We start from the raw sequence: 21,096 nt of genomic DNA, 5'->3' as shown, positions 1-21,096 counted from the left end.
ATGGACACAATTGTCTCCCAATCTGGGCTTAGGAACGGTTTTATCCGGTTAAAAATGCTGTGTTTTGCACAGTTTTGTTTAAGCTCCCGGAACGATGTAGGCTGTGTATACCTGCGCAGTTTCGGAGGAGAAAGTGAGTTATCAATGGTGAGCAACAGCAAAATCCTCACTGTATCCTATGGCACCTTTTCGTGCACGCTTGAGGGATTCGACGAACCATTCGGCACCATGAAGTCGATCGCGGAGTATTTTCGCGACCTTGCGGCGGATGACCGCTATTTCGGGGCGGAACCCCCGACCCCCGATGCCGAAGTTCTGCACCGCATTGCCGAACGCGAGATTCAGAAACGCGTTCGGGCCCGTGTGGAAGACGACGGCGTAGTGTTGCGTCAGGAAGGCACAGCCCTGCCCGCAGTGACGAAAACCGGCGCCACGCTGGTGGCCGGTCAGGCGCTGCTGAACGAGGGCGGTGAAGGTCAGGCCGAAGACGAAGATCAGGCCGATGCCACGACGGGCGAGCACGCCGCAACGGATGCGCCCGAGGCAGTGAAAGATGAAGCTGCGCCAGACACGAGCGACGCCGCGCCGGCAGAAGACACGCCCGCCGAAGCCGACCCCGTGAAGGCTGAGCAAGAAGACAAGCAGGAAGAAGAGCCGGGTGCCGAGGATCAGCCCGTCGCCACCGATCCCCACGCGCATGACAATTTCGAACATATGGCAGAAGAAGCCGCCACCCACGACCCGGCACAGCTGGATGCAGCCGCGGATGACACGGTTGACGGCGACAGTGCCGAGGCCAAGCTGGAACGGATCCGCGCGGTGGCCAACGACACCGATCAGGACGGCTATGCCGATGATCCGGATGCCGAACCGTTCTATGGTGCCGACGCATCGGACGATGCCAAGGACGCCACGCCTGCCGCGTCTGACGATGATGCCGAAGCGAACGGCCCGCTGGTTTTGTCTGACGAGGCAAAGGCACCTACGGACACGGATGAAGACGTGGATGCCATCCTGTCACAGTTGAACGCCCAGGGCGATGCCGCGGACAACGACGGTGCCCAACAGGCCAGGGACTATGACGACGAAGGCGATGCCGATCTGGACATCGAAGATGGTGTGACCAACCTTCTGGAACACAGTTTCGACGACGAACCCGAACCGCTGCGTCCCGTGAACCGCGTTGTGCGCGTGAAGCGGATGCGCCGCGAAGACGGGGTCGAAGAACTGGCCGTCACGCCCAAGGATGTGGAAGACGCGACCATTCTGGATGACGACGAAGCGGATCGGGATAGCGCCAATTCCTCGGACGAGGGTCAGGACGATCCGTCGGCCCTGAAGCTTCTGAACATGATCGACCACGAGGTAAAGACCGAAGCGCGCCGGGAACGCCGCGAACAGGTCTTCGACAACGGCGCCGCCGATCAAAGCGACGAGACGCTGAACCGCATCCTGGCCGAGACCAACGACAAGATGGACAGCCAGGAAGCGTCGCGCCGCCGCAACTCGATCGAGCATCTGAAAGCCGCGGTCCAAGCCAAGCGCGCCGATGAGGACGCAGGCGAACTTGACGATGGCGATCACGAAGAAGATCCGTACCGCGAAGATCTGGCCCGCGCCGTGCGCCCGAAACGCCCGGAACCGACCGAAGCGAAAGGCAGCAGTCTGCGGATGGCCCCGCTGGTTCTGGTGTCCGAACAGCGGGTCGATGCCCCGGTGGAAGACGAAGATGATGATACGGCCGATGCCAAGGGCAACAAGGCGGTACGGATCGTGCGCCCGCGCCGCGTCAGCCGCAAACCCGGCAGCAAGGCCGAAACCGTTGCCGGTCAGGGCTCCGCCGACATTGCCGGCAAGACCATTGGCGCGGTATCCGCCGACCCGTCGCAGGACGGGTTTGCCGCCTATGTCAACGGGGCGGATGCGTCGGACATGACCGGATTGATGGAAGCCGCCGCGACCTATGCCACGAAAGTTCAGGGCCTGCCGCAATTCAGCCGCCCGCATGTGATGCGGTTGGTGGTCGGGCTGAATGTGAGTGGCGGCATCTCGCGCGAGGAAGCCTTGCGCGCCTTTGGCCGCCTGCTGCGCGAAGGCCGGATCAACAAGATCGCACCGGGCCGCTTTGCCCTGGCGGAAGGCGAAGACACCGACGAAAGCGGACGCCAGACAGCCTAACCTGCTAAAATTTATCTAAAAAAGCACGGCCCTTTTCGGGTCGTGCTTTTGTTTGGATGGTCAGGCTGACGGATCTCAGCGTTTCGGGCCGCGCGATTTCGGGTCGGGGTCCACCGGATCACGCGGATAGCTGTCCGGGTCGGCATCCGGGTCGGGCTTGCCCACGCCCAGGAACACCTTGCGCAGCGGGATCATCCAAAGAAACCCCAGAACCACATACACCAAAAGCTCCACAAGGATCGGCGGGCGATCAAACAGGCTGACCACTTTCACGGCCACAAGGATATAAAGCGGAAGCCCGACCACCAAGACCAGCAGCGACAGCCGCTTGCGTGCTTTGTAACTGAGTGCCATGGCCTGCCCCCCGATCAATCCGCGAACGGGTCGGTGACAAGGATCGTGTCATCGCGTTCGGGGCTGGTGGACAGAAGGGCCACGGGGCATTCGATCAACTCTTCCACGCGTTTCACGTATTTGATCGCGTTGGCAGGCAGATCGTTCCAGCTGCGCGCACCTTCAGTGGTTTCCGACCAGCCGGGCATTTCTTCGTAGATCGGGGTGCAGCGGGCCTGTTCGTTCTCGGCGGTGGGCAGGTAATCCAACTGCTTGCCGTCCAGCTCGTAACCGACGCAGATCTTGAGGGTTTCAAACCCGTCCAGCACGTCGAGCTTGGTCAGCGAAATGCCCGACACGCCCGAGGTCGCGCAGGTCTGGCGCACAAGGGCTGCATCGAACCAGCCACAGCGGCGCTTGCGCCCGGTCGTGGTGCCAAACTCGTGTCCACGCTCGCCCAGACGCTGACCATCTGCATCGTCCAACTCGGTCGGGAACGGACCTTCGCCCACGCGGGTCGTATAGGCCTTCACGATCCCCAGCACATAGTCGATCGAGCCAGGGCCGATCCCCACGCCCGTCGCCGCCTGACCGGCAATCACGTTCGAGGATGTGACGAAGGGATAGGTGCCGAAATCAATGTCCAGAAGCGCGCCTTGCGCCCCTTCAAACAGAATGCGTTTACCGGCCTTGCGCTTTTCGTTCAGGACCTTCCAGACGGGGGCGGCGAAGCGCAGGATTTTCGGGGCGACCTCTTTCAGTTGCGCAATCAGGGCGTCGCGGTCGATCGGGTCGATCCCCAACCCCTTGCGCAGCGGGTCATGGTGTTGAAGCGCGCGATCCACCCGGGTTTCAAGCGTGACCGGATCGGCCAGATCGGCCACGCGGATGGCGCGACGCCCCACCTTGTCTTCGTAACACGGGCCAATGCCGCGCCCGGTGGTGCCGATCTTGGTGCCTTTCGACGCGGCCTCTTCCCGCGCGCGGTCAAGTTCGCCGTGGAAGGGCAGGATCAAGGGCGTGTTTTCGGCAATCATCAGCGTGTCGGGCGAAATCTCGACCCCTTGCCCGGTGATCGTCTCGATCTCTTTCAGCAGGTGCCACGGGTCCAGCACGACGCCGTTGCCGATCACCGACAGTTTGCCGCCGCGCACCACGCCCGAGGGCAGCGCGTGCAGCTTATAGACCTTGCCGTCCACGACCAGTGTATGGCCCGCATTGTGCCCCCCTTGAAAACGCGCGATCACATCGGCACGTTCGCTGAGCCAGTCAACGATCTTGCCCTTTCCCTCATCGCCCCACTGGGCACCTACGACGACTACATTGGCCATGATCTTTTTCCTGTCTCAAAGAAAACCCGCTAGGGTCATAGCGGCACTTACGCGCGTGTGAAACCCGTAATTCGCATGAGATCGGGGAAACGCGGACAGAAATGCAGATTGGGGCCCCGCGCTGCTTGCACCCCTTCTGCTTTTCCCCTACATAGCCCCGCAGATCGAACGAACCCCAGCCACGGAAGCGTCCCTTATGGAAAACGTCATCCTCGTCATTCACCTGATCCTGGCCCTTGGGCTGATCGGGATCGTGCTGTTGCAGCGGTCCGAAGGTGGCGGGCTTGGCATTGGTGGTGGCGGCGGTGGTGGCGTGATGTCGTCGCGCGGGGCGGCCACGGCCCTTGGCAAGCTGACCTGGATCTTCGCCATCGCGTTTCTGTGCACCTCGATCACCCTGACGGTGATTGCCGCGAAAAACTCGGCCGACAGTTCGGTGGTTGATACGCTGGGGATCGAAGCGCCTGTGGCAGATGACGCAGCCGCCCCCGACGCGCCGGTGACGCCGGATGTTTCGGACCTTCTGCCGCCCACCAGCGCAGATGACAGCTTGACCCCGCCGCGCGCGGACTGACACCCACAACACCTTGAGGACGGGCGGATTTCCCGCCCCATCATCTTGCGATCCGGTTGCGCGGGGGACCGGAATCGGTTATGTCTTTAATCCCGTGGACAGCGGATTCGCCGGGGCCTTTTTCATGGCCGTGTGCAGGGTTCGAAAGCCAATATTCAAAGGCGCGATGGCGCCGGTTTCACGGGGGCAGCCTGACGCATGGCACGTTACATTTTCATCACCGGCGGTGTGGTTTCTTCTTTGGGCAAGGGGCTGACGGCAGCGGCTTTGGGTGCGCTGTTGCAGGCGCGCGGCTATTCGGTGCGGATGCGCAAACTTGACCCATACCTGAACGTCGACCCCGGCACGATGAGCCCGTTTGAGCATGGCGAAGTGTTCGTCACCGACGATGGCGCCGAAACGGATCTGGATCTCGGCCACTATGAACGCTTCACCGGGGTGGCAGCACGCGCGACCGATTCCGTTTCCTCGGGGCGCATCTATACCAATGTGCTCGAAAAAGAACGTCGCGGCGATTACCTAGGCAAAACCATTCAGGTGATCCCGCATGTCACCAACGAAATCAAGGACTTCATCGAAATCGGCGACGACGAGGTTGATTTCATGCTGTGTGAAATCGGCGGCACGGTCGGTGACATTGAGGCCCTGCCCTTCTTTGAAGCCATCCGCCAGTTCAGCCAGGAACGCCCGCGCGGTCAGTGTATCTTCATGCATCTCACACTGCTGCCGTTTCTTGCCGCCTCGGGCGAGTTGAAGACCAAGCCGACCCAGCACTCGGTCAAGGAATTACGCTCGATCGGTATCGCGCCCGATGTGCTGGTCTGTCGCGCCGAACATGAGATCCCCGAAAAGGAACGCGGCAAGATCGCGCTGTTCTGTAATGTGCGCCCCGATGCGGTCATTCCGGCCTATGACCTGAAATCGATCTATGAAGCGCCGATGGCGTTCCATAATGTCGGGCTGGATCAGGCGGTGCTGGATGCGTTCCAGATCGCCCCCGCCCCCAAGCCTGACCTGCGCCGCTGGGAAGATGTCGAAGACCGCATTCACAACGCCGAAGGCGAGGTGCGCGTGGCCGTGGTCGGCAAGTATATCCAGCTTGAGGATGCCTATAAGTCGATCAAAGAGGCGTTGATGCATGGCGGCATGGCCAACCGGGTGCGCGTCAAATTGGAATGGGTGGATGCCGAACTGTTCGACAACGAAGACCCCGCGCCCTATCTGGCCGGGTTCCACGCGATCCTTGTGCCCGGCGGGTTCGGCGAACGCGGCACCGAGGGCAAGATCAAGGCGGCGCAGTTTGCCCGTGAACGCAAGATCCCCTATCTGGGCATCTGCCTGGGCATGCAGATGGCCGTCGTGGAAGCCGCGCGCAACGTGGCGGGAATCAAGGACGCCGGGTCCGAGGAATTTGACCACGAGGCCGGAGAAACCCGGTTTACCCCCGTGGTGTATCACCTGAAGGAATGGGTGCAGGGCAACTATCGGGTCAAGCGCAAGGTCTCGGACGACAAGGGCGGTACGATGCGGTTGGGCGCCTATACCGCGACACTGGCCGAAGGGTCCAAGGTCGCCGAGATCTATGGCACCACCACCATCGAAGAACGCCACCGCCACCGCTATGAGGTAGACACCAAGTATCGTGATCAGTTGGAAGATTGCGGTCTGCATTTTTCCGGCATGTCGCCGGATGGTCGCCTGCCCGAAATCGTCGAATGGAAGGACCATCCGTGGTTCATCGGCGTGCAGTTTCACCCGGAACTGAAATCCAAGCCCTTCGACCCGGCCCCCTTGTTTGCCGACTTCGTGCGCGCCGCGAAAGAGATCGAGCGGCTGGTGTGACCAAGGTCTGGGCCATATTTCTGGCCTTGAGCGCAACTCCACTATGGGGTGGTGAAGTTACATCAGTCGATTACACGGAACTGGCCGGGCATTTGCCCGGCCTTGTCGATTTTGAGGGATTCGCAACCCTGCCGGAACCGGGACAACCATTGCCCGGTCTGGTGCGCTTTCACGGCGTGACACTTGGGTCCATGCTTGCCGGACAGACGCGACAAGCCGCCGAGGGTTTCGAGATGCTGACCGGCCATCCGTCGCAACCACTTGCCGCGCAGACGGGCAACAAAGCCGCACCCATCGCGGTGGCATTTCATGCCGGGTTTGGATCTAACGCGGCTTTTCCGATTGGACCCGATGGGTTTGAACGCCTTTCGGGTCGCGGGGAAGGTGCGCTTGCCTTCGTGTTTGAACAGGCAACGCCAGCTTTCGCCATTCGACTGCATGCAGATTATCCCGACCCGCTGGGCACCCGTCCGAAGCCGGGGCGTGTGACATTTTCCTTTTTCGACCAAGCCGGTGACGTGATCGGGCAACACACACTCCTTCCCGACCATGGCGTGAACGAAGTTGGCGTGCTGATCACGCCTGCCGCGCAGGCCATCACCGTGACCCATCGCGACCCGGGCGGCATCGCGGTTGACGACATCCGGTTTTCCATACCCGGTCTGGTCAACTGAGGTGAGCAGTGTGTTTGGTCCTGACAGGGTTGTGACCCGAAGCAGGATTGGCAGGCTGGTATTTCCACAGAATTTCCATAAGTTGGTGGCATGATCCGATCCCTTCTCAGCAAACTCAGCCAACCGACCCCCAGCCCGCTGGGTGATGACGATGCGCGCCTGGCGATTGCCGCGCTGCTGGTGCGGCTGGCACGGTCAGACCACGCCTATGGCGCGACCGAGGTGGACGAAATCACCCGCATCCTGTCCCGTCGCTATGGATTGACGGAAGATGGTGCCGTCGCCCTGCGGCTGGACGCAGAGAAAATCGAGGCCGAAGCCCCCGACACCGTGCGCTTTACCAATGCCGTAAAGGACGGTGTGCCGCTGGACGACCGGATCGCGGTGATCGAAGCGGCTTGGTCCGTCGTGCTGGCCGATGGAGTGCGCACGGCGGAAGAGGATGCGTTGATGCGGATGATCCCGCGCTTTCTTGGCATCACCGACCGCGAAAGCAACGAGGCACGCCTGCGCGCCGCCCGTGCCATGGACGGCACAGCAGACGGCGACCGCATCTGACCTCAGCACGGGCCGTCAACCACAGCGCGTATGACCGGGCGCCACCTGTGCAATCTGCCCCGCCAGACCGTCTATCCGCCCGGATTTACGCGACTTCCCCGCCTTTTCGCCGTTGCATTTCGGATAAATATGCGCCCTACTCCGATGTCACACCACTTGTTCCACAATCAGGTTTCTTGCGTGCCATTCGACACAACGTCCCCAGACCCCGCCACAGCCACGCCTGTGATCGAAATCCGTGACCTTCACAAAAGTTACGGCGCGCTTGAGGTTCTGAAAGGCGTCGATCTGGTGGCCGAACGCGGGCATGTCGTGTCGCTGATCGGGTCCTCGGGGTCAGGGAAATCCACGCTGTTGCGATGTGCGAACCTGCTGGAGGACAGCCAGCAAGGCGACATTCTGTTTGAAGGCGAGCCGATTGCCTGGCGCGGCCATGCGCTGCACCGCCATCCAGCGGACCGTGCCCAGGTCACGCGCATCCGCACCAACCTGTCGATGGTGTTCCAGCAGTTCAACCTGTGGTCCCACATGACCATCCTGCAAAACGTGATGGAAGCGCCCGTCACCGTGCTGGGCCGCGATAAAGCGGAAGTTGAAGAAAAGGCCCGCGCCTATCTGGCTAAGGTCGGGATTGGCGACAAATGCGATGTCTGGCCTGCGCAACTGTCGGGCGGCCAGCAGCAACGCGCCGCCATCGCACGCGCGTTATGCATGGAACCCAAGGCGCTGTTGTTCGACGAACCGACCTCGGCGCTGGACCCTGAACTGGAACAAGAGGTCGTGAAGGTCATCAAGGATCTGGCCGCCGAAGGGCGCACCATGGTGATCGTCACCCATGATATGCGGCTGGCCGCGGATGTGTCGGACCATGTCATTTTTCTGCATCAGGGTCTGATCGAGGAAGAAGGCCCGCCGGATGCGCTCTTTGGATCGCCCAGGAGCGAGCGGCTCAAACAGTTTCTGTCAGCCACCCAACCCGGCTGATTTGAAAAACCAAGAAACCAACACCTAAAGGGAGTTAACTGATGAAAAAGCTGATCCTTTCGACCGCGGCTCTCGCGGTTTCGGCAGGCTTCGCCTTTGCCGACAATCACGGAAAAACCGTGCGGCTTGGCACCGAAGGCGCCTATGCCCCGTGGAACTTCGTGAACGATGCCGGCGAGATTGACGGCTTCGAACGCGAACTGGGCGACGAGCTGTGCAAGCGCGCCGAATTGACCTGTGAATGGGTCAAGAACGAATGGGACACGATCATCCCGAACCTTGTGTCCGGCAACTATGACGCGATCATCGCCGGCATGTCGATCACCGACGAACGCGACGAGGTCATCGACTTCACCCAGCCCTACACCCCGCCAGATCCCTCCGCCTATCTTGCCATGTCGCCGGATGTGGATCTTGAAAACGGCGTGATCGCGGCTCAGGCCACCACCATTCAGGCCGCGTTCGTGGCCGAACAAGGCTGGACCGTGGTCGAGTTTCCGACCCCCGAAGAAACCGTCGCCGCCGTGAAAAGCGGCGAAGCGGACGCGGTTCTGGCCGACAAGAGCTTCCTGGACACCATGGTCGGCTCGGACGGGCTGGTGATGCTGGAGCGGATGGAAGCCATCGGTGGCGGTGTCGGCATGGGCTTCCGCGAAAGTGACGCGGAACTGCGTGACATGTTCGACGCGGCGATCCAGTCGATGAAGGATGATGGAACGCTGAACGAGATGATTGCCAAGTGGGAAGTTTCCTCGCAGTGGTAATCTGAACCTTTGGCCCGCGCGCATCTGCCGTGCGGGCCAATTCTGTGCCTGTTTGATGCACCCAATCCAGCGCATCCTGGCACCCCCAATCGGTAATCGCGATGTTTTCCTATTGCACTGATCCGTCCACGCTTGAGGGCCTGACCTGGCTGAGCTGCTACCTGACCACAGGCAAGCACATGGGCTTCTACCTGTCCTTCGTGACGGTGATCGTGCTTTTGCTGATCACCGCGCCCGTGGCGCTGTTGTTCGGCTTTGCCGGCGCATCCGCTGCGCGATCGCGGTTCCTGCCGCTGAGCCTTCTGGGCAAAACCTATACGGCAATTGTGCGCGGTGTACCCGACATCGCCTTTTTCATGTTTTTCGTCATCGCGCTGGATCAGGCGTTTGAATATCTGCGCCACAAGGTCAAGTGCCCGGACTGGTCGGAACCGGTCCGGCAGGGCAATGACTTCGTGGTGTGCGCGCAGGCCAAACTGCCCCTGTCCACAAGTCCGCAATGGGTGCATGAGACCTATGGGTTTGCGCTGGCGGTTCTGACCTTTTCGATCGTGTTCGGTGCGTTTGCGGCCAACGTGCTTTACGGCGCCATGCGGGCGGTGCCCCGCGCCCAGCTTGAAACCGCCGAGGCTTATGGCATGACCACGCGCCAGACCTTCTGGCGTATCCTTGTGCCGCAAATGTGGATCTATGCGCTGCCCGGCCTGTCGAACCTGTGGATGATCCTTGTGAAGGCCACGCCACTTCTGTTCCTGCTGGGGGTCGAAGACATCGTCTATTGGGCGCGCGAGTTGGGCGGCACCAAGACGGCGCGCTTTTCGGATTATCCGCATGGCAACTGGCACGCGATCTATTTCTTTGGGCTGCTGGTGTTTTACCTGATGCTGACATCGGTCAGCGAACGCATCTTCAAGCGCATCACCCGCCGATTGTCCCACGGACAGGCTACCGCCGCCGGTGAAGCGCTACGAAAGGCTGCCCAATGAGTTGCCTTCAGACCATCCAGGATTACGCCCTGCGCTCCATCGGAATTGGCGAACGGCTGTTGCCGCGCTCTGATTTCACCCTGTGCGAACAGGTGACGCTGATCGGGTCGGGCATGATCTGGAACATCTATTTCGGCCTGATTGCCATTGCGCTTGGGTTCTTTGCGGCCACCGGGATGGCACTGGCGAAGAACAGCCAGAACAAATGGCTGCGCAAACCGGCCGAGTTCTTCATCTATGTCTTTCGCGGTTCGCCCCTGTTTATTCAGATGTTCTTTGCTTATGCGGTCTTTGTGGTGCTGAAACAGAATATGCCGTTCTTTGCCCCCTTCACCTCGGCGTGGCTGGGGGCGACGCTGGTTTTGTTCCTGAACACGACCGCTTACACCGCCGAGATCTTCTATGGCGCGCTGCAATCCATCCCCAAGGGCGATCTTGAGGCGGCAGATGCCTATGGCATCACGGGACGCCCGCGGTTCACCCGGATCGTCTGGCCGTCGATGCTGCGTCTTGCCTGGCCCGCCTATACGAACGAGGCGATCTTTCTGTTTCACGCCACCGCCTTGGTTTTTTTCTCGGGCTTTCCCGTCTGGGGCCAACGCGGCGACGCGCTGTATTACGCCAGCTATTTTGCCGACAAGACGTTCAACCCCTTCGTGCCCTACCCCATTCTGGCCGGGTTCTTCATCCTGTTGACCCTAGTGGTGATCACGATTTTCGGCCAGATCGGAAAGCACCTGAACCGGCATTTGCCGCAAGCGGCCATCCGGCGCCCGAACTTCCTGCGCACCATCATGCGGTGACGGGGCGCCGGGCCTTCGATTTCCCCCCTTGCCCCGACTTGGCGGCTCGTTTAGTGTCCATCTCGTAATTTGATCAAATTCGGTGATTCATGCGGATCGGCATCCTTCAAACCGGCCACTCTCCTGACGAGGTGCGCGATGATCTGGGCGACTATGGCCAGATGTTCACGCGGCTTCTGGACGGGCATGGCTATGACTTCACGATCTACAGCGTGGTGGACAACGAGTTTCCTGATGGTCCAGAGGCGGCGGATGGCTGGCTGATCACCGGCTCCAAGCACGGCGCTTACGAAGACCACGATTGGATCGAACCGCTGGAAGATCTGATCCGCGCGATCCGCGATGCGGACCGGCCCCTGGTCGGTGTATGCTTCGGCCATCAGATCATCGCGCAAGCCCTTGGCGGCAAGGTCGAGAAATTCGACGGTGGCTGGGCGGTGGGGCGTCAGGTCTATGACATGAACGGTGAAAAGATCGCCCTGAACGCATGGCATCAGGATCAGGTGACCGAGCTGCCCGAAGGGGCGCGGGTGTTTGCCTCGAACGATTTCTGCGAGAATGCCGGGCTGATGATCGGTGACAGGATCATGACGATCCAGCCTCATCCGGAGTTTACCACCAAGATGATCGACGCTTTGATCAAATATCGCGGGCGCGGCAATATATCCGAGGACATTCTGTCCGACGCCCAGGACGGGCTGACACAGGCCACAGACGCTGAAGCCTTCGCCAATCAGATGGCTGCAATCCTGAACAAAGGGAACAAGTGATGGACAGTTCAAACCCGGGTCCCAACGCGTGGATGCAAAACCTGCCCGAGGCGGCACAGGCTTATCTTGACGGCAAACGGCTGGACGAGGTCGAATGCATCATTTCCGATCTGCCCGGCATCGCGCGCGGCAAGGCCGTGCCAGCGGGTAAATTCGCCCGACAGGATTATTTCCACCTGCCCGACAGCGTGTTTTACCAGACCATCACCGGGGACTGGGGCGAAGCGGCGGGCGATGAAGGGTTCATCGAACGTGACATGACGCTGGTGCCGGACATGTCCACCGCTACCGCAGCCCCTTGGACGGGCGACTGGACGCTACAGGTGATTCATGATGCGTTTGACCGCAAGCAAAACCCGATCCCCTTCAGCCCGCGCAACGTGCTGCGGCGCGTGGTCGATTTGTATCACGCCCAAGGGTGGGAACCGATTGTCGCGCCTGAAATGGAATTCTATCTGGTCGCGCGCAACATAGACCCGGCTGAGAAGATCAAACCGATGATGGGCCGCTCGGGCCGCCCGGCGGCGGCGCGTCAGGCCTATTCAATGACGGCTGTCGATGAGTTTGGCCCCGTCATTGACGACATTTATGATTTCGCCGAAGCGCAGGGGTTCGAGATTGACGGCATCACCCAGGAAGGCGGTGCAGGTCAGTTGGAAATCAACCTGATCCACGGCGAACCGATTAAGCTGGCGGACGAGGTGTTTTACTTCAAACGTCTGATCCGCGAAGCCGCCCTGCGCCATGATTGTTTCGCCACCTTCATGGCAAAACCGATTGCCGAGGAACCGGGATCGGCGATGCACATTCACCATTCGGTGCTGGACCGCAAGACCGGTGAAAACATCTTTGCCGGCCCACAAGGCGGCGACACGGACGCGTTCTTCCATTTCATCGCCGGAATGCAGAACCACCTGCCCAGCGCGGTCGCGGTGCTGGCGCCTTACGTGAACAGCTATCGCCGTTATGTGAAAGACAACGCCGCCCCCATCAATCTGGAATGGGGTCGTGACAACCGCACGACGGGCATCCGCGTGCCGCTGTCGTCACCCAAGGCGCGGCGGGTGGAAAACCGCATCGCAGGCATGGATTGCAACCCTTACCTTGGGATCGCGGCCAGCTTGGCTGCGGGTTACCTCGGCCTAATGGAAGAAAAGCGCCCGACCCCCCAGTATCGCGGTGACGCTTATGAGGGCGAAGAGGATATTCCCCGCGATCTGGGCTACGCGCTGGAACTGTTTGACGAAGCCAAAAGCCTGCACGACGTGCTGGGGCCGGAATTCGCGCGCGTCTATTCCATTGTGAAACACACGGAATACAACGAGTTCCTGCAAGTCATCAGCCCGTGGGAGCGTGAGCACCTGCTGCTGAACGTTTAGGACAACGCCCACAGGCCTCTCGTCGATCTGTGGTCGGCAGAAGGATGTGCATGCCGTCGGTCTGACAACATTCCTCTGGTTTTTTGGGGGCGGGTCATTTACGGATTCTCCGAAGAAGAGTTTCGGCATATCGAAACACGCCGATTCTCGCCCCTATGAGCAGGAGCCGGTTTTGACCCTTGCCCCCAACGTCTATGACGCCGAACCCATCCCCGAAACTGCCCGCGCCGAGATTGACCGGCTGTTGCAATCGGGCGACCTGTTTCGCTACACCGCGCCCGAAGATGCCCCGGTCAGCCTGCTGGAAGCCGAATTTGCCGAGTTGATAGGCGCGAAATACGCGTTGGCCGTGGCCAGTTGCTCAGCGGCGCTGTTTCTGTCGCTGAAGGCGCTGGATCTGCCGCGCGACGCCAAGGTGCTGATCCCCGCCTTCACCTTCGCCGCCGTGCCCAGCTCGGTCGTACATGCGGACTGCCAGCCGGTGCTGGTCGAGGTCAAAGACAACTACCGCATCGACATGGATGATTTCGCCGCCAAGCTGACAAGCGACGTGAAGGCCGTGATCATCAGCCACATGCGCGGACACACGTCTGACATGGATGCGATCATGGCGCTGTGCGATGCAGCCGGCGTTCCGGTGATCGAAGACGCCGCCCATTCGCTGGGCACCCTGTGGCACGGGCACAAGATCGGGACGATCGGCAAGATCGGCTGTTTCTCGTTTCAGTCCTACAAGATGCTGAACGCGGGTGAAGGCGGGATTCTGATCACCGACGATGCCGATGTGATTGCCCGCGCCGTGATCATGTCGGGCGCCTATGAGCACAACTGGAAAAAGCACAAAGGCCCGCGCGGCGACAACACATCGACGCTGCAAGATGCGTTTGCGCGCTGGCAGAACCAATTGCCGCTTTACAACACGCGGCTGTCGAACCTGTCGGCGGCGGTGATCCGGCCGCAACTGGGCGAATTACAGCGGCGGGTCACGGACGGGTTGAGGAACCATGATTATGTGGCTGAAAAGCTGAACAAAAGCCCTTGGATCGACGTGCCTGCCCCGCTGGCACCTGAAACCCGCGCACCCGATTCGATCCAGTTCAACCTTGTCGGCATGAGCGACGACGACACCCGCGCCTTTCAGGACGCCGCAAAGCAACGGGGCGTCTCGGTGCAGGTCTTCGGGATGAGCACCGACAACGCGCGTGCTTTCTGGAACTGGCAGTTCATCGGCGATCAGGGGCCGCTGCCGCAGACCCGCGACATGCTGATGCGCGCCTGTGACACGCGCCTGCCCGTTCGCCTGCAAAAGCCGGATCTGGACTTCATCGCCGATGCACTGGTTGCGGCGGTGGCGGATGTCAAAGCGCCGTCGGCAGGGACCAACGCTGCCTGAACCACGCGCGCGAACGCTACATCACAACCAGCTTGTCGCAAAGCCACGGATAGGACGTCGCGGCGGGATCCACGACCATCTCGGTCAGGATCCTGCGCGCCCGATCTGCCATGTCCTGGGGCAGCTTGCCCAACACCCCCTCGCGGGCGGTCAGGTTGATGCGGCGGCTGATCGGGGCGAAGGGCAGCTTCATCAGCGCGGTCCGGGCGCGGAACCGCTGCGCATGGAAATAGCCCAGTGGCGTAATGATCGTCCAACCCGCGCCTGCCGCCACCATCGCCATGATCGCGTGGTAACTGTCCAGTTCGAACCGGTTGTTCAGGTGGATGTTCTGACGTGCCAGATGATCCGAAATCACCCGCCCCATGTGATGGCGTGCGGTGTATTGAACCAACGGCAGATCCCGCAGGGTTTGGGCGGGGTCGTCTGCGCCGCTGACGCCCTTTGGCACGGCAGCGACGAACGGCTCTTCCATCAATGCATGCACCTCCATCCAATCCGCCGACGCCCCGGTGTCGGCGGCGATGATCACGTCCAGCGCGCGGGCGTCCAACTGGTCATGCAGCCGGTGTGACGCGCCCGTTTCCAATAGAAACCGCGTGGAGGGCATGTCGCCAGCAAGCTCGGACAGAAGGCGCGGCGTCACATCGGCGTCGAAATCTTCGATCATCCCCAGACGCAGGCGGGACAGTTGCGACATCGCCCCCAGCGCCAGTTCGGCGCGCGCCTGTTCGGCTTCGTTCAGGATGGCTTGCGCGCGCTTCAAAAACAGCGCCCCGGCGGGGGTCAGATCCATCGGACGGGCCGACCGGTCCAGCAAGGTTGCACCAAGTGCCGCTTCGAGATTGGTCAGTTGCTGACTGACCGAGGACGGGCTCGCCCCCAGCCTGCGCGCCGCGACCGAGATCGAGCGTTCATCGGCGGCGGCGACGAAGACCTCGACCCCCCACAGGGTGATGCGCCCGGTTGTTTCGACCATTCCCCACTCCTTTGTCGGGAAAGCTAGGGACTTTGGGCGCGGCGGGCAACAGGCTTGACCTCAGCGGGTCCATAACCGGTCACCTGCCTGGGCGCGCGCGGTCTTGAGGCGAAAGCCACCCGCCGCGTCCGGCCATAGCGCCACCGCCCCCGTATCAGACAGCGTCGCGCGGTCCAGAACGGTGCAGCCGGGGGGCCGGGGCGTGGTCCGCTTGCCCGACAACACCACCAGATCCGCCGCCGCACAGGCATCGGCCAATCGATCCCCTGCCCCGCGCCCAGTCAGATGGATCAGCGTGGCACCCGAAACCTCGGCCCGCATCCGGCCCTTGGCGCCGGTGAAGCCCGCACGCGCGAACGCGGTTTCCTGATCTGCCGGGTCGCCGTCATTTTCCAGCCATGACAGCGCGGCAAAACCTTCGCCGCGCGGTTTGGACAGGGCGCGGCCCTCGGTCGTCATCACACCGACCAGCCCGCCCGTGGCGCTGATCAGAACCGGGGGGCGCGTGACCTGCATCCACATCAGCCCCGCCAGAACAAACGGCCCCAGTGCCAGCCAACGGGCGTGCGCCCTGAGAAGCGTTGCGAAGATGCCGCCAATCGCCACCAGCGGCAGCACCATATCAGGTGGGGCGGGCACCTGACCGGTTGCGCCGTCCAGCGACGACACCACGCGCGCCACCCCGATGATCCAGTCAATCGCTGGCCCCATCAGCTTCAAGGGCAGCCAGCCCAGCCCGATCGGGGACAACACCGCTGCCAGCACCGCCAGCGGCATGATCAGAGCCCCCATGACCGGCACGGACAGCAGGTTCGCTGCCAGGCCATAATGGCTGATCTGGTTGAAATGCGCAGCCCCGATGGGTGCGGTCGCCAGCCCCGCCACGAAGGATGAGATGACGACCGCCAGAACCGGCCGTGCCCATTTCGGCGCGCGCCATGCGCCGTCATTGCGCGTCCTGTCGCGCAACCAGCCGAACACCGCAACCAGCGCCGTGGTCGCGGCAAAGGACATCTGGAACCCCGGCTCGACCAACGCCTCGGGATGCAGGGTCAAGACAATCACCGCCGCCATGGCGACCGCGCGCAAAGATAGCGCGCGGCGATCGAACAGGATGGCGACGAACATGGTCGCAACCATGATAAAGGCGCGTTCTGTTGCGATATTGCCGCCTGACAGCGCCAGATAGAATGCGCCCGAGAGAATGGCTGCGCAAGCCGCCAGTTTTTTGATGGGATAGCGAAGGGCGACACTTTGCCAAAGGCTTAGCCCCATGCGCATGGCCTGAAAGATGAAGCCTGTCAGAAGCCCCATATGCAGCCCAGAAATCGCAAGAAGGTGGGCAAGGTTTGAGGCCCTGAGCGCGTCGATCGTGTCGCGGCTCATCGCAGATCGGTCGCCGGTGGTGATGGCGGCGGCAAAGGCGCCGGTTTCGCCCGGCAGAACCCGTTGCACCCAGGCTCCGATGGCCTGTCGCATCCGCCCGACCGCAAGGGCGAACCCCGGTTCGGGCGGGGCCAGCAACAGGGCAGGCACGCGGGTGTATCCCACCGCGCCGATGCCGCGAAACCACGCCATGCGTTGGAAATCGAAGCCCCCCGGTTCGACCGCACCGTTTGGGCCGGAAAGATGCGCGGTCAGCGCGATACGCTGACCGATGGCGGGCGCAAGAAAGCGTTGATCGCCATGCAGCGACACGCGCACAGTGGTGGCGCGGTTGCGCGGACCCACATCATCCAGCCGCACCTGATCCAGTGTCAGGCGCACCGCGTCGGATTGCGAGCGGTCGATCTTGACGATCCGCCCCTCGACCGGGCCGTAATACCGAAACCCAAGCACGGGCTGGCCCACCAGATGCGCCCGCGCCCCGGCCAGACAGACCCCGGTTGCGACCAGTGCCACACCGATTGCCACCGGTCCGATTCCCCAGGGCCAGAGCCTTGCAATCGTCAGGCAAGCAAGGATCGCGAGTACCAAACCCGCATAGACGGTCATCGTCGGTTCGCGGCTCACGCCGAAATACAGGCCAATGCCCGTTCCCAGAAACAACGGTGCCCAGTGCAGCAGACGACCGCGTTCTTCTTCGATACGGGTCAGGAAGGTTTGGACCAGCACCCTTGTTCACAGCCTCCCTTTTGCGTAAAGCCTGTCGGGACACGCACGGGCCTGCGGTTTGACCGCATAATCAGCCCGTTCGGGGTGTCAATGCGCGCCGCGCGTGTTGAGACCTGAGTAACGCCCGTATGGTTTCCAAAAGGTTAACGTCCCATGAGCACCGATCAGATCGTCACCCGCTTCGCCCCCTCGCCCACCGGTTATCTGCATATCGGGGGCGCGCGCACCGCGCTGTTCAACTGGCTGTATGCCCGTGGTCGTGGCGGGAAATTCCTGCTGAGGATCGAGGATACCGATCGCGCCCGGTCAACGCCTGAGGCAACCGAGGCGATCCTGAAAGGTCTGGACTGGCTGGGGCTGGACCATGACGGTGACGTGATCAGCCAGTTCGACCGTGCCGACCGTCACGCCGAAGTGGCGCATCAGATGCTGGCAAACGGTCATGCCTATAAATGTTTCGCAACGCAGGACGAGATCCAGACCTTTCGCGACACGGCCCGCGCCGAAGGCAAATCGACGCTGTATCAAAGCCCGTGGCGCGATGCCGACCCGGCGACCCACCCGGATGCGCCTTACGTCGTGCGCCTGAAGGCCCCACGCGAGGGCGTGACCGTGATCCGCGATCAGGTGCAGGGCGACGTGACGATCCGCAATGACCAGCTGGACGATATGATCTGCCTGCGATCTGACGGCACGCCCACCTATATGCTGGCCGTGGTCGTTGACGATCACGACATGGGCGTGACCCACGCGATCCGGGGTGACGACCACCTGAACAACGCCGCGCGTCAGCAGCTTGTTTACGAGGCGATGGGCTGGGACGTGCCGGTCTGGGCGCATATCCCGCTGATCCACGGCCCTGATGGCAAGAAACTGTCGAAACGCCACGGCGCGCTGGGGGTCGAGGAATATCAGGCCATGGGCTATCCCGCCCGCGCGATGCGCAACTATCTGGCGCGTCTTGGGTGGAGCCACGGGAATGATGAGTTCTTCACCGACGAACAGGCGCTGGCGTGGTTCGACCTGAAGGGAATTGGCAAAAGCCCCGCGCGGTTCGACTTCAAGAAGCTCGACAACCTATCGGGGCAACACCTGGCAGTGATGGACGATGACGAGGTGCTGGCCGAGTTGGACGCCTTTCTGGCCGCAACCGGGCAAAACCCTTTGCAGTCGCAGCAACGTCAACTTTTATCCGATGCCATGCCCGTTCTGAAGACAGGGGCGAAGACATTCCCGCAACTTCTTGAAAAGGCAGCATTTGCAACCACCAGCCGCCCCATCGAACCGGACGAAAAATCCGCGAAATCCCTTGATGAAGTATCCCGTGGTATACTGAAAGAATTGACGCCGCAGCTGCAAAATGCTAGCTGGGATCGCGACACGCTGGAAGGGATCCTGAACGGGTTGGCCGAAGCGCACGGGACAAAATTTGGCAAACTGGCTGCGCCTCTAAGGGCAGCTCTTGCCGGCCGCGCCGTAACCCCCAGCGTTTTCGACATGATGCTTGTGCTTGGACGTGACGAAACCGTTGCCCGCCTGAAGGACGCAAGCGCATAGAATAGACAAACCGCGACCGATCCGTCCGGGATCGGCGCGACAGGATACGAACACGAAGGGATATACAAAATGGCCAAACCAACCGGAACAGCGAAGCTCACTTTTGGTGACAAAGAGCTTGAGCTACCGATCTATTCGCCCACGGCAGGGCCTGACGTGATCGACATCCGCAAGCTTTATGCAAAAGGCGACGTGTTCACCTACGATCCTGGCTTCACCTCGACCGCCAGCTGCGATTCGACCATCACCTTCATCGACGGCGACAAGGGCGAGCTGCTGTATCGCGGCTATCCCATCGACCAGTTGGCCGAGAAATCGCATTACCTCGAAGTGTGTTATCTGCTTCTCTATGGTGAGCTGCCAACTGCAACTGAACTGACCGATTTTGAAAGCCGCGTCACCAATCACACGATGGTGCACGAGCAGATGAACAAATTCTTCTCGGGTTTCCGCCGCGACGCGCACCCGATGGCCATCATCACCGGCGTGGTTGGGGCGATGTCTGCATTCTATCACGACTCGACCGATGTGAATGACCCCTGGCAGCGCGAAGTGGCGGCGATCCGCATGATCGCCAAGCTGCCGACCATCTGCGCCATGGCCTACAAATACTCGATCGGTCAGCCTTTCGTGTATCCGAAGAACGATCTGGACTATGCCTCGAACTTCCTGCGCATGTGCTTTGCCGTGCCGTGCGAGGAATACGAGGTCAGCCCGATCCTGTCGAAAGCGATGGACCGTATCTTTACACTGCATGCCGATCACGAACAGAACGCCTCGACCTCGACGGTGCGTCTGGCAGGATCATCGGGTGCCAATCCGTTCGCCTGTATCGCAGCCGGTATCGCCTGCCTGTGGGGCCCGGCCCATGGCGGCGCCAATCAGGCCTGCCTTGAAATGCTGCGTGAAATCGGCACTGTTGACAAGATTCCTGAATATATTGACCGCGCCAAGGACAAGGACGATCCGTTCCGCCTGATGGGGTTCGGGCACCGCGTCTACAAGAACTTCGACCCGCGCGCCAAGGTCATGAAGGAAAGCGCCGACGAAGTGCTGGGCCTGCTGGGCATCGAAAACAACGAAACCCTGAAGGTCGCCAAGGAGCTGGAGCGCATCGCGCTGGAAGATCCCTATTTCGTCGAGAAGAAGCTGTATCCGAATGTCGATTTCTATTCGGGCATCATTCTTGAAGCCATGGGCTTCCCCACCTCGATGTTCACCCCGATCTTCGCCTTGTCTCGCACTGTCGGCTGGATTTCGCAGTGGAAGGAAATGCTGGGCGATCCGGGTCAGAAAATCGGCCGTCCGCGCCAGTTGTATCTGGGGGAAACCATGCGCGATTATGTTGACGTCGCAAAACGCTAAGACCAGATAACCAGAGAAAAGCCGCCGAAACCAGGCGGCTTTTTTTGTTTTGCTGGCTCAGGCAGAGCGACGGGCTAGTCTGTTTCCCGAAGGGGGGTTGGCATGTCTCAGTATATCTCGGGAAAATGTCTGTGCGGCGCGTGTCAGTTCGACTATACCGGCGAAATCCGGTTCACCTTTCAATGCTACTGCCGTGATTGCCAGCACGTCACAGGGGCAGGTCACGCCCCGCAGTTGATTGTGGATCGCAACAGGCTGATGACCAAGGGGCCGACCAAAACCTATCGTCAGAGGGCTGATTCCGGCTCGATGCTGGAATTCATATTCTGCCGGGACTGCGGATCACCCCTGCTCAAGGCCACAACACGAATGCCCGACAGCATTGCCATATACGCAGGCGCACTGGATGATCCGTCCTTGTATCAACGCGGCGAAGATGTGTTCGAGAGCGGGCGGCAATCCTGGGACCACGGCTGATCCCCCCACCGTCAAGGGATGCATCTGTGAAACT

At 61.1% G+C, this 21,096-nt stretch carries 19 protein-coding genes; 15 read left to right on the top strand and 4 right to left on the bottom strand.

Annotated features, from left to right (window positions below; translation table 11 throughout):
- The first annotated feature begins 144 nt into the window (after positions 1–144).
- Positions 145–2,178 carry a hypothetical protein gene (locus MUY21_RS11775; protein ID WP_248410561.1) on the top strand — a complete coding sequence of 678 codons (2,034 nt, stop codon included), beginning with the start codon at positions 145–147 and terminating at the stop codon, positions 2,176–2,178.
- 75 nt (positions 2,179–2,253) lie between these two features.
- Here the strand turns inward: MUY21_RS11775 and MUY21_RS11770 are convergent, their stop codons facing one another.
- Both MUY21_RS11770 and MUY21_RS11765 read right to left on the bottom strand, forming a co-directional pair.
- Positions 2,254–2,532 (bottom strand): DUF2842 domain-containing protein, encoded by a 279-nt coding sequence (locus MUY21_RS11770; RefSeq protein WP_248410560.1) that lies wholly within the window; start codon positions 2,530–2,532, stop codon positions 2,254–2,256.
- Positions 2,533–2,546: 14 nt separating this feature from the next.
- Positions 2,547–3,842 carry an adenylosuccinate synthase gene (locus tag MUY21_RS11765; RefSeq protein ID WP_191285482.1) on the bottom strand — a complete coding sequence of 432 codons (1,296 nt, stop codon included), beginning with the start codon at positions 3,840–3,842 and terminating at the stop codon, positions 2,547–2,549.
- A 196-nt stretch (positions 3,843–4,038) separates the two neighbouring features.
- On the opposite strand from MUY21_RS11765, the gene secG reads away from it, so the two are divergent.
- The 11 genes from secG (at position 4,039) to MUY21_RS11710 (ending at position 14,569) form a co-directional block, all read left to right on the top strand.
- Positions 4,039–4,416 carry a preprotein translocase subunit SecG gene (gene secG / locus MUY21_RS11760; RefSeq protein ID WP_191285481.1) on the top strand — a complete coding sequence of 126 codons (378 nt, stop codon included), beginning with the start codon at positions 4,039–4,041 and terminating at the stop codon, positions 4,414–4,416.
- A 198-nt stretch (positions 4,417–4,614) separates the two neighbouring features.
- Positions 4,615–6,258: a CTP synthase gene (locus MUY21_RS11755; RefSeq protein WP_191285480.1), complete on the top strand. Its 1,644-nt coding sequence runs from the start codon at positions 4,615–4,617 to the stop codon at positions 6,256–6,258.
- Complete coding sequence (locus tag MUY21_RS11750) at positions 6,255–6,932, top strand: hypothetical protein (RefSeq protein ID WP_248410559.1); 678 nt, start codon at positions 6,255–6,257, stop codon at positions 6,930–6,932. Before MUY21_RS11755 ends, MUY21_RS11750 begins: the two co-directional genes overlap by 4 nt.
- Before the next feature lie 90 nt (positions 6,933–7,022).
- Positions 7,023–7,490 (top strand): TerB family tellurite resistance protein, encoded by a 468-nt coding sequence (locus MUY21_RS11745; protein WP_248410558.1) that lies wholly within the window; start codon positions 7,023–7,025, stop codon positions 7,488–7,490.
- 180 nt (positions 7,491–7,670) lie between these two features.
- Positions 7,671–8,474 (top strand): amino acid ABC transporter ATP-binding protein, encoded by an 804-nt coding sequence (locus tag MUY21_RS11740; protein WP_348984596.1) that lies wholly within the window; start codon positions 7,671–7,673, stop codon positions 8,472–8,474.
- 41 nt (positions 8,475–8,515) lie between these two features.
- The gene (locus MUY21_RS11735; protein ID WP_248410557.1) at positions 8,516–9,238 is read left to right on the top strand and encodes a transporter substrate-binding domain-containing protein; all 723 of its coding nucleotides are present in this window, start codon (positions 8,516–8,518) and stop codon (positions 9,236–9,238) included.
- A gap of 101 nt (positions 9,239–9,339) precedes the next feature.
- Positions 9,340–10,224, top strand: a complete 885-nt coding sequence (locus MUY21_RS11730) for an ABC transporter permease subunit (RefSeq protein ID WP_248410556.1) — start codon at positions 9,340–9,342, stop codon at positions 10,222–10,224.
- Positions 10,221–11,027: an ABC transporter permease subunit gene (locus MUY21_RS11725; protein ID WP_248410555.1), complete on the top strand. Its 807-nt coding sequence runs from the start codon at positions 10,221–10,223 to the stop codon at positions 11,025–11,027. The genes MUY21_RS11730 and MUY21_RS11725 overlap by 4 nt, the downstream gene beginning before the upstream one ends.
- 89 nt (positions 11,028–11,116) lie before the next feature.
- Positions 11,117–11,797, top strand: a complete 681-nt coding sequence (locus MUY21_RS11720) for a type 1 glutamine amidotransferase (RefSeq protein ID WP_248410554.1) — start codon at positions 11,117–11,119, stop codon at positions 11,795–11,797.
- Positions 11,797–13,176, top strand: coding sequence for a glutamine synthetase family protein (locus tag MUY21_RS11715; protein WP_248410553.1), 1,380 nt, complete (start codon positions 11,797–11,799; stop codon positions 13,174–13,176). The genes MUY21_RS11720 and MUY21_RS11715 overlap by 1 nt, the downstream gene beginning before the upstream one ends.
- Before the next feature lie 172 nt (positions 13,177–13,348).
- A complete protein-coding gene (locus tag MUY21_RS11710; RefSeq protein WP_248410552.1) occupies positions 13,349–14,569 on the top strand; it encodes an aminotransferase class I/II-fold pyridoxal phosphate-dependent enzyme in 1,221 nt (406 codons plus the stop codon).
- Between the two features lie 16 nt (positions 14,570–14,585).
- On the opposite strand, the gene MUY21_RS11705 is transcribed toward MUY21_RS11710, so the two are convergent.
- Positions 14,586–15,548: a LysR family transcriptional regulator gene (locus MUY21_RS11705; RefSeq protein WP_248410551.1), complete on the bottom strand. Its 963-nt coding sequence runs from the start codon at positions 15,546–15,548 to the stop codon at positions 14,586–14,588.
- A 60-nt stretch (positions 15,549–15,608) separates the two neighbouring features.
- Positions 15,609–17,663, bottom strand: a complete 2,055-nt coding sequence (locus MUY21_RS11700) for a ComEC/Rec2 family competence protein (RefSeq protein ID WP_248410550.1) — start codon at positions 17,661–17,663, stop codon at positions 15,609–15,611.
- A 153-nt stretch (positions 17,664–17,816) separates the two neighbouring features.
- Here MUY21_RS11700 and gltX point away from each other — a divergent pair, with 153 nt between their 5' ends.
- The 3 genes from gltX (at position 17,817) to MUY21_RS11685 (ending at position 21,062) form a co-directional block, all read left to right on the top strand.
- On the top strand, positions 17,817–19,220 hold the full coding sequence (gene gltX / locus MUY21_RS11695; protein ID WP_248410549.1) for a glutamate--tRNA ligase: 1,404 nt from the start codon (positions 17,817–17,819) through the stop codon (positions 19,218–19,220).
- Positions 19,221–19,289: 69 nt separating this feature from the next.
- Positions 19,290–20,585: a citrate synthase gene (gene gltA / locus MUY21_RS11690; RefSeq protein ID WP_248410548.1), complete on the top strand. Its 1,296-nt coding sequence runs from the start codon at positions 19,290–19,292 to the stop codon at positions 20,583–20,585.
- Between the two features lie 102 nt (positions 20,586–20,687).
- Positions 20,688–21,062: a GFA family protein gene (locus MUY21_RS11685; RefSeq protein WP_248410547.1), complete on the top strand. Its 375-nt coding sequence runs from the start codon at positions 20,688–20,690 to the stop codon at positions 21,060–21,062.
- The last annotated feature ends 34 nt before the right edge of the window (positions 21,063–21,096 follow it).

The sequence above is a fragment of the Aliiroseovarius sp. S2029 genome (assembly GCF_023195575.1).
GTDB lineage: Bacteria > Pseudomonadota > Alphaproteobacteria > Rhodobacterales > Rhodobacteraceae > Aliiroseovarius > Aliiroseovarius zhejiangensis.
The sequence above is the reverse complement of the archived record's forward strand: the minus strand, read 5'-3'. Positions and strand labels throughout refer to the sequence as shown.

Coding starts and splice junctions, on each gene's coding strand:
- MUY21_RS11720 (WP_248410554.1), top strand. CDS start 11,117: ATGCGGATCGGCATCCTTCAAACCGGCCACTCTCCTGACGAGGTGCGC.
- MUY21_RS11685 (WP_248410547.1), top strand. CDS start 20,688: ATGTCTCAGTATATCTCGGGAAAATGTCTGTGCGGCGCGTGTCAGTTC.
- MUY21_RS11705 (WP_248410551.1), bottom strand. CDS start 15,548: ATGGTCGAAACAACCGGGCGCATCACCCTGTGGGGGGTCGAGGTCTTC.
- MUY21_RS11770 (WP_248410560.1), bottom strand. CDS start 2,532: ATGGCACTCAGTTACAAAGCACGCAAGCGGCTGTCGCTGCTGGTCTTG.
- secG (WP_191285481.1), top strand. CDS start 4,039: ATGGAAAACGTCATCCTCGTCATTCACCTGATCCTGGCCCTTGGGCTG.
- MUY21_RS11765 (WP_191285482.1), bottom strand. CDS start 3,842: ATGGCCAATGTAGTCGTCGTAGGTGCCCAGTGGGGCGATGAGGGAAAG.
- MUY21_RS11735 (WP_248410557.1), top strand. CDS start 8,516: ATGAAAAAGCTGATCCTTTCGACCGCGGCTCTCGCGGTTTCGGCAGGC.
- gltA (WP_248410548.1), top strand. CDS start 19,290: ATGGCCAAACCAACCGGAACAGCGAAGCTCACTTTTGGTGACAAAGAG.
- MUY21_RS11775 (WP_248410561.1), top strand. CDS start 145: ATGGTGAGCAACAGCAAAATCCTCACTGTATCCTATGGCACCTTTTCG.
- MUY21_RS11725 (WP_248410555.1), top strand. CDS start 10,221: ATGAGTTGCCTTCAGACCATCCAGGATTACGCCCTGCGCTCCATCGGA.
- MUY21_RS11755 (WP_191285480.1), top strand. CDS start 4,615: ATGGCACGTTACATTTTCATCACCGGCGGTGTGGTTTCTTCTTTGGGC.
- MUY21_RS11715 (WP_248410553.1), top strand. CDS start 11,797: ATGGACAGTTCAAACCCGGGTCCCAACGCGTGGATGCAAAACCTGCCC.
- MUY21_RS11730 (WP_248410556.1), top strand. CDS start 9,340: ATGTTTTCCTATTGCACTGATCCGTCCACGCTTGAGGGCCTGACCTGG.
- MUY21_RS11745 (WP_248410558.1), top strand. CDS start 7,023: ATGATCCGATCCCTTCTCAGCAAACTCAGCCAACCGACCCCCAGCCCG.
- gltX (WP_248410549.1), top strand. CDS start 17,817: ATGAGCACCGATCAGATCGTCACCCGCTTCGCCCCCTCGCCCACCGGT.